An 11,265-nucleotide genomic window follows, 5' to 3' on the forward strand; every position below is an offset into this window, starting at 1 on the left:
GATGCTCAAGACTCCTCTCTGCGATCTGCTCGGCATCGAAAAGCCCGTGTTCCAGGGCGGTATGGCCTGGATTGCCGATGCCTCGCTGGCGTCCGCAGTGTCCGAGGCGGGTGGCTTAGGCATCATCGCGGCCATGAACGCCGACGCCAACTGGCTTCGCGACCAGATTCATGAGCTGCGCGCCAAGACGGATAAGCCCTTTGGCGTCAACGTCATGCTCATGAGCCCGTTTGCCGACGAGGTCGCGCAGGTCGTGATTGACGAGCGAGTGCCGGTTGTCGTGACGGGCGCCGGCAATCCCGCCAAGTACATGAAGGCGTGGAACGAGGCGGGCATCAAGGTCATCCCGGTCGTTGCCTCGGTGGCGCTGGCGCGCCTCGTGGCACGTCGTGGAGCCACGGCGGTTGTTGCCGAGGGTACCGAATCGGGCGGCCATATTGGCGAGACCTCGACGATGGCACTGGTGCCGCAGGTCGTCGATGCGGTTGACATTCCCGTCGTGGCCGCCGGCGGTATTGCCGACGGCCGCGGCGTGGCGGCCGCCTTTATGCTGGGCGCCGAAGGCGTGCAAGTGGGTACGCGCTTTCTGGTCGCAGACGAGTGCACCGTCTCGGAGCAGTACAAAGAGATGGTCCTGAAGGCCAACGACACCTCGACGCGTGCGACCGGCCGCTCGACGGGACACCCGGTGCGTGCCCTCAAGAGCCCCTTCACCAACGCCTACGCCAAGAGCGAGGCGGCGGGCGTAAGCATCGAGGAGCTCGGGGCCATGGGTACGGGCGCCCTTCGCAAGGCCGCCAAGGACGGCAATTACGAAGAGGGTTCGTTTTTGTGTGGACAGATTGCCGGCATGGTCAACGAGTGCCAGAGCGCACGTGAAATCGTCGACGACCTGGTCGATGGTGCCGAGCACGTCCTGAAAGGTGCGTGCGCATGGGTAGCGTAGCGTTTCTGTTTGCCGGCCAGGGCGCCCAGCACCCCACGATGGGCGTCGACCTGATTGAGGCATCGCCGGCGGCCGCCGAGGTGTTCGCCATTGCCGACGAGGTGCGCCCGGGGACCAGCGAGCAGTGCCGGAGCGCCTCGAAGGAGGAGCTCTCGCAGACCGAGAACACGCAGCCGTGCGTGTTCGTTCACGACCTGGCAGCGGCTGCCGCCCTGCGTGAGCGCGGCGTGGTACCTACCGCCTGTGCAGGTTTTTCGCTGGGCGAGGTCGCCGCGCTCACCTTTGCGGGGGCATTCGATACGCGAGCAGGCTTTGAGCTCGTGTGCGAGCGCGCGGTGCTGATGGCCGCGGCTGCCGAGCGCCATCCGGGCGGCATGCGCGCCGTCATCAAGCTCGATGCGGAGCAAGTCGAGGGCTTGGCAAAACAGGCCGGCGAGGACTGCTGGCCGGTCAACTACAACAGCCCGCAGCAGACGGTTGTTGCCGGAGCGCCCGAGGCGCTGCAGGAGCTCGACGTCCTAGTAAAAGAGGCAGGTGGCCGCGCTATGAAAGTCGCGGTGTCGGGTGCATTTCATAGCCCCTATATGGCCGAGGCGACTGAGGGGCTGGCGACGTATATCCAAGACGGCCACGCGCCGTCTCCGCTGCTGATTCCGGTCATGGCAAACATGACGGCGGCACCCTATCCGGCGGACCCGCGAGCGGCATCGGATGTCCTCGGCAACCAGGTGAGCCATGCCGTTCGCTGGGTCGACACGCTGCATGCTCTGCAGGATCAGGGCATCGACACGTTTATTGAGGTCGGCCCCGGCAAAACGCTGTCGGGCCTGGTCAAGCGCACGCTGAGCGACGTTCGCGTGTATTCGTGCGAAACGGCCGAGCAGGTCGCAGCTATTGCCGACGAGCTCGCATAGTCCACAGTGCTGTAACCCGAAAGGAATGACATGGGCAACTTGAACAACGGCACGCTCGAGCTCAACGACTCGCGTCGCGTGGCACTGGTCACGGGTGGCTCGCGCGGTATCGGCCGCGCCTGCGCTGTCGGTCTGGCGGAGGACGGCTTTGATATCGCCGTCGTCTATGCCGGTGGCGTCGATGCGGCGCGCGAGACGTGCGAAGCCTGCAAGGCGGTTGGCGCCGCGGCACGCGCATATCAATGCGACGTGGCCGACCCCGCTGCCGTCAACGCGTGCGTGGAAGCGGTCCTCAACAACTTTGGCTCCATTTGGGCGCTCGTCAACAACGCCGGCATCACGCACGATGGCCTGCTCATGCGTATGGGCGACGATGCCTTCGACCGCGTGCTCGATGTCAATCTCAAGGGAACATTCAATATGACGCGCGCGCTCACCAAGACCTTTATGCGCCAGCGCGGCGGTTGCGTCGTCAACATGAGCTCGGTCGTGGGCCTGATGGGCAATGCCGGGCAAGCCAACTACGCTGCCTCCAAGGCGGGCGTGATCGGCCTGACTAAGGCGGTGGCGCGCGAGCTTGCGCCCCGCGGCGTACGAGTGAACGCGGTCGCCCCCGGGTTTGTCGAGACGGATATGACGGCAAAGCTCTCGGAGAAGGTTCGCGCGGCAACCGAGGAGCAGATTCCCCTAAAGCGCATGGCGCGCCCCGAGGAAGTGGCCGGCGTGGTGCGCTTTTTGGCGAGCGATGCGGCTGCCTACATTACGGGCGAGGTCGTACGCGTCGACGGCGGAATGGCGATGTAGAAACCAGGGCCGAAGAACGGCTTGGATGAGGAGACCATGATGGAACAGAGAGTTGCAATCACCGGCATCGGTGCCGTATCGCCGCTCGGCAACACCGCGCTTGCCACCTGGGCGGCCATGTGCGCCGGTACGTGCGGCATCGGACCGATCACGCACTTCGATACCGATGCGTTTACCGTCAAGGTGGCGGCCGAGGTCAAGGGCTTTGACGGCAACGAGTACTTTGGCAAGCGTAACGCCAAGCATCTGGACCCTTGCGTTCAGTTTGCGATGGCGGCTTCGGACGAAGCCATGCACGATGCGGGCTTTGATGTCGAAGGCGCCATCGATCGCGAGCGCCTGGGCGTCTACGTGGGCTCGGGCGTGGGCGGCATGACGACGCTCGTCGACAACGTCCATACGATTGCCGAACGTGGGCCCCGCCGCGCATCGCCCTATATGATCGCGATGATGATCCCCAACATGGCATCGGGCAATATCGCAATCCGCCACAAGGCAAAGGGCCCGACCCTGCCCGTGGTGACCGCGTGCGCAACCTCGGCCCATGCGGTGGGCGAGGCGTTCCGCGCCATCAAGCACGGCTATGCCGACGCGATCCTCGCGGGCGGCGCCGAGGCGGCCATTATCCCCGATGCCGTTGCGGGCTTTACGTCCTGCCGCGCATTGACCACCAACCCCGATCCCGCGACGTCTTGCCGCCCGTTCGATGCAGACCGCGACGGCTTTGTGATGGGCGAGGGTGCCTGCGTGCTCGTGCTCGAGAGCATGGAGCATGCGCAGGCCCGCGGTGCGCACATTTATACCGAGGTCGTGGGCTACGGCAACACCGATGATGCCTATCACATCACGAGCCCTGATCCCGAGGCTGCCGGCATTGCCCGCGCGATATCGCTGGCGGTGACCGAGGGCGACGTCAGGCCTTCCGAGGGCCTCTACATCAATGCCCACGGCACATCGACCAAGCTCAACGATTCGTCCGAGACGGCGGGCATTAAGCGTGCGCTCGGCGAGGACGCGGCGCGCGCCGCGCACGTCTCGTCGACTAAGTCGATGACCGGCCACATGATCGGTGCCACGGGCGCCATCGAGGTCATGGCCTGCGCCATGGCGCTCGAGCAGGGCGTGGTGCCGCCGACCATTAACTACCACACGCCCGATCCCGCCTGCGATCTTGACTACACGCCCAATCGCGCGGTTCGCGCTGACCTTACCTGGGCGCTTTCGACCAACCTGGGCTTTGGCGGACACAACGCCGCCATCGCGCTGCGTAGATATACGAGGAGCTAGAGCATGGATTCCAAAAGACTTGCCGAGATAGCCGATGTTATGGAGGACCGCGGCCTCACGCGCGTACGCGTTGAGGAGCCCGATGGCACCGCGGTCGAACTCGAGCGCGCGAGCGCCGCACAGCCGGTTGCCGTACCCATGCCCATGCCGAGCGCTATGGCCGCTCCAGTTGCAGCTCCCACAGTCGCGCCTGCCGCACCGGAGCCCGCCGCGCAGACACCTGCCGCCGCACCGGAGCCCAAGGGCACCGAGGTGACCGCTCCCATGGTCGGCGTTTTCTATGCTGTCCCGGCGCCGGGCGACGAGCCGTTTGTGCACGTGGGCTCTAAGGTCAAGGCCGGCGAGACCCTCTGCATCATCGAGGCCATGAAGGTTCTCAACGAGGTGACGGCAGAGGCGGATGGCGAGGTTCTCGAGATCTGCGTGGCCGACGGCGACCTCGTGGAGTTTGGCAGCTGCCTCATGAGGATCGGATAGGTGATATCCATGAACAAAGAAGAGCTTAAAGAACTGTTACCGCATCGAGAGCCGATGCTTTTGCTCGACGAAGCCGAGCTGGTGGGCGACGAGGCCCACGGCAAGATCACGATTACGGGCGACGAGTACTTTTTGCAGGGGCATTTTCCGGGAAACCCGGTGGTCCCCGGCGTGATCCAATGCGAGATGCTCGCCCAGAACTGCTGCGTGCTGCTGATGGGCGATGAGGAGGCGCGCGGCGCGACGCCGTTCTATACGAGCCTCGATAAAGTGCGCTTTAAGCGTCCGGTGCGCCCGGGCGACACGGTGGATCTAGTGTGCTCCATCACGCGTGCGCGCGGGCCGTTCCGCTTTGCGACGGGTACTGCGAGCGTCAACGGTGAGGTTTGCTGCCGCGCCGATATGTCTTTTGCACTCATGCACGAAAGTTAAGGAAGGCTTCATGTTCGACAAAGTGCTCATCGCCAACCGCGGCGAGGTCGCGGTCCGTGTTATCCGCGCGTGCCGCGATATGGGCATCAAAACCGTCGCCGTCTATTCCACGGCCGATGCGGACGCGCTGCACGTGCAGCTTGCCGACGAGGCGTATTGCATCGGCGGTCCGCGCCTTGCCGAGAGCTACCTCAACGACGATGCCGTGCTCACCTGTGCCGTAAAGTCGGGCGCCAAGGCAATTCATCCCGGCTATGGCTTTTTCTCCGAGAAGGCGAGCTTCGTGCGCGACTGCGACAAGTATGGCCTGGCGTTTGTCGGTCCTTCGGCCGAGGTGATCGATAGCATGGGCGACAAGGACGCCGCGCGTCGAACGGCTGCCGCGGCGGGCGTGCCCATCGTGCCGGGCTGCGATTTGCTCAAAAGCCCCGAGGAGGCAACGGCCGAGGCCGAGCGCATTGGCTGCCCCGTGCTTATTAAGGCGCGTGCAGGCGGTGGTGGTCGCGGCATTCGTAAGGTCGAGCGCGTGGAAGATGCGGCAAAGGCGTTCATCGAGGCGCGTGCCGAGGGCGAGGCCGTTTTTGGCGACGGCGAGTGCTACATGGAGAAGTTCGTCGCGCCGGCGCACCATGTCGAGGTGCAGATTATGGCCGATAAGCAGGGCCATGTGTTTTCGCTCGGCGAGCGCGAGTGCTCGGTGCAGCGTCGCAACCAAAAGCTAATCGAGGAGAGCCCCGCACCGTGCCTCGACGGACACGACGACATTCGTGCTCGCATGCACAAGGCAGCGCGTGACCTGGCTCGTGCCGTCGGCTACGAAGGAGCCGGTACCATCGAGTTCCTGTATTCGGACGACGGCAATTTCTACTTTATGGAAATGAACACGCGCTTGCAGGTGGAGCATCCGGTTACGGAGTTTGTGACCGATACCGACTTGGTCAAGTGGCAGCTGCGTGTGGCGGCCGGCCAGCCTCTGCCTTTTGAGCAGGAAGACATGCCGATCCGCAATCACGCCATGGAGTGCCGCATCAATGCCGAAACGCCGGACTTTCTGCCGTCATGCGGAACGGTTACCGCGTTGCGTGTGCCGGGTGGTCCGCGCGTGCGCTGGGATTCCGCCATGTTTACCGGTGCGAAAGTTCCGCCGTACTACGACTCCATGCTCGGCAAGCTCATCGTGTGCGCGCCCACGCGTGACGGCGCCATTCGCAAGATGCGCTCGGCCCTGGGCGAGCTCGTGATTGAGGGCGTGAGCGAAAACAGCGAGCTTCAACTCGACGTGCTGGCAAACGATGAGTTCTTGTCGGGCATGTACCACACCGATCTGATGGGGCATCTCTATGCTGATGAATAGAAAAGCGAAGACGGTCAACGTCCTCGAGGGGCCGATGACCGAGTCGTGCGCCGAGTTTCCCGCGCGCCACGTGTTTATCAAGTGCCCGGAGTGCCGCCGTGTGATCGATGAGGCGCGCCTGCACGACAACCTCGAGGTCTGCCCTCGTTGCGGCAAACACTTTCGCGTGAGCGGTCGCGCGCGCATGCGCATGACGGTTGACGAGGGCACGTTTGAGGAATGGGATGCCAATCTGGCGCCGGAGGACTTCCTCTCGTTTCCCGGCTATGCCGACAAGCTCAAGAGCGTGAGTGAGCGTTCGGGCGAGCGCGATGCCGTTGTGTGCGGCAGGGGCAAAATCTGCGGTTGCGATACGGCACTCTTCTTTATGGATGCCAACTTTATGATGGGCTCGATGGGCTCCGTGGTGGGCGAGAAGATCTGTCGCGCATTTGAGCGTGCGACCGAGCTGGGATTGCCGGTTGTCGGCTTTACCGTTTCGGGCGGCGCGCGCATGCAAGAGGGCGTGACATCGCTTATGCAGATGGCCAAGATTTCTGCGGCGGTTAGGCGCCACAGCGAGGCGGGCGGCCTGTATATCACGGTGCTCACCGACCCCACGACCGGAGGCGTAACCGCGAGCTTTGCCATGGAGGGCGACATTATCCTGGCCGAGCCCGATGCCCTGACGGCGTTTGCCGGCCCGCGCGTGATCGAGCAGAACATGCACAAGCGCCTGCCCAAGGGATTCCAGCGCTCCGAGTTTTTGCTGGAGCACGGCTTTTGCGATGCCGTTGTTCCGCGTGGCGAGATTGCGCTCACGGTAGGCGAGTTGCTGGCGCTGCACGAAGGGCACGCGCCCGGCCTGGGGGCACCGCACGAGATTGTGCATACGGGTCGCCGCGGCAAAAAGCTGGGGCACTTGTTTAAGCGCTCGGCCGCACCAAAAACCGCGCTCGAGATTGTCAAGCAGACCCGCTCGGCAGATCGCGCCACGGCGGGCGAGATGATCTCGCTGGGCCTGGATGGATTTGTGGAGCTGCACGGCGACCGCTACTTTGGCGACGACGCTGCTGTGGTGGCTGGCATTGGCTGGAAAGACGGACGCCCCGTAACGGTCATCGCCATCGAGCGCGGCACCACGACCAAAGAGCGCATGCGTCGCAACTTTGGTATGGCACATCCCGAGGGCTACCGCAAAGCGCGTCGCCTTATGCGCCAGGCCGAAAAGTTTGGTCGACCGGTTCTGTGCCTGGTCGATACTTCGGGCGCGTTTTGCGGCATCGGTGCCGAGGAGCGCGGCCAGGGCGAGGCGATTGCCCAGAATCTCATGGAGATGAGCGGCCTTAAGACACCGATTGTCTCGGTGGTGACAGGCGAGGGCGGCTCTGGTGGCGCGCTGGCGCTGTCCGTGGCCGACCGCATCCTGATGCTCTTGAGCTCCGCCTATTCGGTCGTGAGCCCCGAGGCCTGTGCGTCGATCCTGTGGAAGGATACCGAGCGCGCGAATGAGGCCGCCGAGGCGCTTAAGCTCACGTCCCCCGATCTGCTGACACTCGGCATCATCGACGGCATTGTTGACGATAGGGGCCTGTCGCATGAGGAGATCGCCGGTGCCGTCATGTCCTCGGCATTCGATGCCTTCGATGCGCTTGGGCGGCTCGACGACGCGACCCTCACAAACCTTCGCTACGAAAAGTACCGCGCAATCGGTCAGTACCGCACGATGTGACAAAGGGACAGCCCGCATGTCGCATTGGGAAAGGCGTTCCATGCCACAAGTTTCTAACACCTCGTTTACAACGACGGTTTCATCAAACGCCATGGCCGTGGTGGACTATCTGTCCAAAAGCATGATGTCGGCACTGCCCTTTATTGTCTGCGCGGCGTTGTTCCGCACCGTCGCCGTCATTATGGGCGAGGGCATGCTTGGCCTGTGGTCTGCCGATTCTGAAATCTATCGCCTGTTCTACAGTTGGCTCTATAACGCCGGCTACTACTTTTTGCCCATCTATCTTGGTTGGGCGGCCGCCCGCCAGCTCGGTTGCTCGGAGCAGCTGGGCATGATGCTGGGCGGCGTATTGATTGCGCCCGATCTACTCAAGCTTGTCGATGCCGCATCGACGACGGGGGCATCGATGACTTCCGTATATGGTCTGCTTCCCGCGCCGGTCAACGATTACACGACGACTGTTATTCCGGTTCTTATCTCGGTACCCGTGCTATGGCGGGTGGAGTGTTTCTTTCAGCGCGTTATCCCTAAGGCCGTGGCGTTTTCGTTCGTTCCGTTTGCGACCATGCTTGTCATGGTTCCGGTTTCGCTGTGTATTACGGCGCCGGCGGGCAGCTATCTGGGCATGCTGTTGGGCCAGCTTATGTTTATGCTTGGCAATTCCGGTGGCATCGTGTCGCTGCTCACGCTCATGGGGCTTGCCGCGGGCTGGGAGTTCCTAAAGATAGCGGGCGTCAGCAACGTCGTTCTATCGCTTGCGTACGCGCAGTTTATGAGTGTGGGAACGGATTCGTGCATCCTGATTGCCGCGACGATGGCGACGTTCGCCGTTTGGGGCATGCCTTTTGGCGCGTCGCTCCGCGTTGCGGATAAGGACGAGAAGGCGCTCATGCTGGGCTACTCAATCTCGGGTGTTCTTGGCGGCGTAAGCGAGCCGGCGCTGTACGGTTGCGGCTTTAAATATGGCAGGTGCCTGACGTGCATGGCCATTGGCGGCGCCGTCGGAGGCCTTGTTGCAGCCGTGGGCCACGTTACGGCCTATACCATCGGCATGACGAATGTCCTCATGGTCATTGGCTTTGCCACGGGCGGCATCTCGAACCTGCTGTGGTGCTGCGCTGCCGGCGGTGTGGCATTTGCGGTGTCTGCGGCGCTGAGCTACTGCTTTGGCGTGGTGCCGGCGAAGGGACAGACGATGGGGGACGGAGCCGATTCACCCGAAACCTCGAAGAGCGTGGCCGAAGTAAGCGCGTAAACCTGTGCGACACAAGGACGATTCCTTTGCCATGCTCCAAGGCCGTGGCCCGTGTGGGTCGCGGCCTTTTTGTATCTGAAGGACAAAGTGGCTACACTACAATCCGTTTGAGCAATAGATATATATAGGCAGTACCGTGGGGGCTGATGAAGATGGTCGAGTGGATCGTTCGTCGTGCGCAGGGCGACCGTGCGCGCGTGGGCACGTTGACGGGCATGGTGTGTATTCTCGCTAATGTTGCGCTTTGTGCTGCGAAGGGCGCAATTGGTGTGCTGTCGGGATCGGTTTCGATTGTGGCGGATGCCATGAACAACCTGTCCGATGCCAGCTCGAATATCGTGAGCGTGCTGGGCTTTAAGCTGGCGAGCAAGCCGGCGGACCCCGAGCATCCTTACGGACATGGCCGCTACGAGTATCTCTCGGGTCTGGTCGTGGCGGCGCTCGTGCTGCTGATCGGCGTTGAGCTGGTGAAGTCCTCGGTTGAGCGCATCATCCACCCCGAACCTGTCGAGTTCTCGCTTGCCCTGGTGGCAGTTCTAGTGCTTTCGATGGTCGTAAAGCTCTGGATGGCGGCCCTCAACCAAAAGCTCGGCGATCGCATTGAGTCCGAGACGCTGCATGCGACCGCGCAGGATTCCAAGAACGATGTCCTTGCCACAGGCGCCGTGCTGGCATGTGCGATTGTTTCGCAGGTGACGCACATCAATCTTGACGCATGGGTTGGCCTTGCCGTTGGCGCCTATATTGGCTGGAGCGGCCTTGAACTTATTCAAGATACGGTGAGCCCGCTTTTGGGTCAGTCGCCCGATCCTAAGCTGGTCAAGCACATTCGAGACAAGATCATGAGCTATCCCGGCGTTTTGGGCGTTCACGATTTGATGGTTCACGACTACGGTCCGGGCAGGAAGTTTGCAAGTGCGCATGCCGAGATGGCGGCCGAGGCCAGCCCGCTGGAAAGTCACGACACGCTCGATAACATCGAGCAGTCGTTTAGGAACGAAGACGGCATGATTGTCACACTTCACTACGACCCCATCGTGACCGACGATCCCAAGGTGGCAAGCATGCGTTTGCGCATTAACGCCATGGCTCAACAAATCGATAGCCGCCTTTCGATTCACGATTTGCGTTGCGTGCCGGGCCCTACGCACACCAACGTGATCTTCGACTGCGTGCGTCCCTCGGATCTGCAGATGAGTGCCGAAGACTTAAAGCACGCGCTGGCACAACGGGTCGAATCGGAATACCCCAGGTCGATTGCCAAGATTACGATCGACGAAGACTACGTAGGACATACCCACGAGTAAGGCTGTGCCGGCAAAGCAGGTTATGCAGAAGGGGAGAGCATGAAGAAGCTGTATCTACTCCGCCACGGTCAGACGGAGTTCAACGTCAAAAAGCTGGTCCAGGGTCGCTGTGATTCACCGCTCACCGATCTGGGCCGTCAGCAGGCACGGGCAGCGGCCGCATGGCTCAAAGCCCACAGCGTCGTCCCCGACAAAGTGGTCTCATCACCCTTAGGCCGAGCCATGGACACGGCAAGTCTTGTCGCATGCGAACTCCTCGGTCCGGACGCAGCAGTCGAGCCCTGCGAAGGCATCATCGAGCGCTGCTACGGCACCTTCGAAGAAGGCCCGCACGACGCGCTACCCACCGACGTCTGGGATCCGGGCGAGGACCTGGTCCCCTTCGGAGGAGAAGGAAGCCAAGCGCTGCAAGAACGCATGTTAGGCACCCTCACCAATCTCATGGGCTCCGAGGGCATCGAAACCCTCCTAGCAGTAAGCCACGGCAGCGCCAGCCGCCAATTCATCAAGGCTGCAGCCCCAGAGGGCTTCGAGCTCCCAGCAAAACTCCCCAACTGCGCCATCATGATCTTCGATTTCGATGAGGCAAAGCCACAAGCAGAAGGCGAACCGTCCCAATGCAAGTTCACCCTCCAGCAAATAGTGGACCCCCAACAAAGTCATTAGCCTGAGCGAGCAAGGTTTAGCAGACATCAACGTGGCGTTCCCAGTGTGCGGCGGAGGGGGCGGGCCTGAGACATATTAAGGTTGTCGCGAGTTCCGCACGAACAGGAGAGCA

Annotated in this window: 11 protein-coding genes; all 11 read left to right on the forward strand. The window is 62.3% G+C overall.

Annotated features, from left to right (window positions below; translation table 11 throughout):
* Position 1: 1 nt before the first annotated feature.
* The 11 genes from fabK (at position 2) to ABHR63_RS01870 (ending at position 11,153) form a co-directional block, all read left to right on the forward strand.
* Positions 2 to 946, forward strand: a complete 945-nt coding sequence (gene fabK / locus ABHR63_RS01820; protein WP_195569151.1) for an enoyl-[acyl-carrier-protein] reductase FabK — start codon at positions 2 to 4, stop codon at positions 944 to 946.
* Positions 934 to 1,860, forward strand: coding sequence for an ACP S-malonyltransferase (locus tag ABHR63_RS01825; protein ID WP_238057606.1), 927 nt, complete (start codon positions 934 to 936; stop codon positions 1,858 to 1,860). Before fabK ends, ABHR63_RS01825 begins: the two co-directional genes overlap by 13 nt.
* 30 nt (positions 1,861 to 1,890) lie before the next feature.
* Complete coding sequence (fabG, locus tag ABHR63_RS01830; RefSeq protein ID WP_195569153.1) at positions 1,891 to 2,664, forward strand: 3-oxoacyl-[acyl-carrier-protein] reductase; 774 nt, start codon at positions 1,891 to 1,893, stop codon at positions 2,662 to 2,664.
* A 39-nt stretch (positions 2,665 to 2,703) separates the two neighbouring features.
* Positions 2,704 to 3,951, forward strand: a complete 1,248-nt coding sequence (fabF, locus tag ABHR63_RS01835) for a beta-ketoacyl-ACP synthase II (protein WP_346964755.1) — start codon at positions 2,704 to 2,706, stop codon at positions 3,949 to 3,951.
* 3 nt (positions 3,952 to 3,954) lie between these two features.
* Positions 3,955 to 4,428, forward strand: coding sequence for an acetyl-CoA carboxylase biotin carboxyl carrier protein (gene accB, locus ABHR63_RS01840; RefSeq protein ID WP_195569155.1), 474 nt, complete (start codon positions 3,955 to 3,957; stop codon positions 4,426 to 4,428).
* A gap of 9 nt (positions 4,429 to 4,437) precedes the next feature.
* Positions 4,438 to 4,860: a 3-hydroxyacyl-ACP dehydratase FabZ gene (gene fabZ / locus ABHR63_RS01845; protein WP_006235025.1), complete on the forward strand. Its 423-nt coding sequence runs from the start codon at positions 4,438 to 4,440 to the stop codon at positions 4,858 to 4,860.
* Between the two features lie 10 nt (positions 4,861 to 4,870).
* Entirely contained in the window at positions 4,871 to 6,214 is a 1,344-nt protein-coding gene (locus tag ABHR63_RS01850; protein ID WP_195569156.1) for an acetyl-CoA carboxylase biotin carboxylase subunit, read from the forward strand.
* Positions 6,201 to 7,925 carry an acetyl-CoA carboxylase, carboxyltransferase subunit beta gene (gene accD, locus ABHR63_RS01855; protein WP_195569157.1) on the forward strand — a complete coding sequence of 575 codons (1,725 nt, stop codon included), beginning with the start codon at positions 6,201 to 6,203 and terminating at the stop codon, positions 7,923 to 7,925. The genes ABHR63_RS01850 and accD overlap by 14 nt, the downstream gene beginning before the upstream one ends.
* A gap of 40 nt (positions 7,926 to 7,965) precedes the next feature.
* On the forward strand, positions 7,966 to 9,180 hold the full coding sequence (locus ABHR63_RS01860) for a PTS sugar transporter subunit IIC (protein ID WP_238057608.1): 1,215 nt from the start codon (positions 7,966 to 7,968) through the stop codon (positions 9,178 to 9,180).
* 146 nt (positions 9,181 to 9,326) lie between these two features.
* Positions 9,327 to 10,487 carry a cation diffusion facilitator family transporter gene (locus ABHR63_RS01865; RefSeq protein WP_488192554.1) on the forward strand — a complete coding sequence of 387 codons (1,161 nt, stop codon included), beginning with the start codon at positions 9,327 to 9,329 and terminating at the stop codon, positions 10,485 to 10,487.
* 39 nt (positions 10,488 to 10,526) lie between these two features.
* On the forward strand, positions 10,527 to 11,153 hold the full coding sequence (locus ABHR63_RS01870) for a histidine phosphatase family protein (RefSeq protein WP_320677879.1): 627 nt from the start codon (positions 10,527 to 10,529) through the stop codon (positions 11,151 to 11,153).
* The last annotated feature ends 112 nt before the right edge of the window (positions 11,154 to 11,265 follow it).

Origin of the sequence: Collinsella aerofaciens (genome assembly GCF_039752775.1) — a bacterium.
Classification (GTDB): Bacteria; Actinomycetota; Coriobacteriia; order Coriobacteriales; family Coriobacteriaceae; genus Collinsella; species Collinsella aerofaciens_R.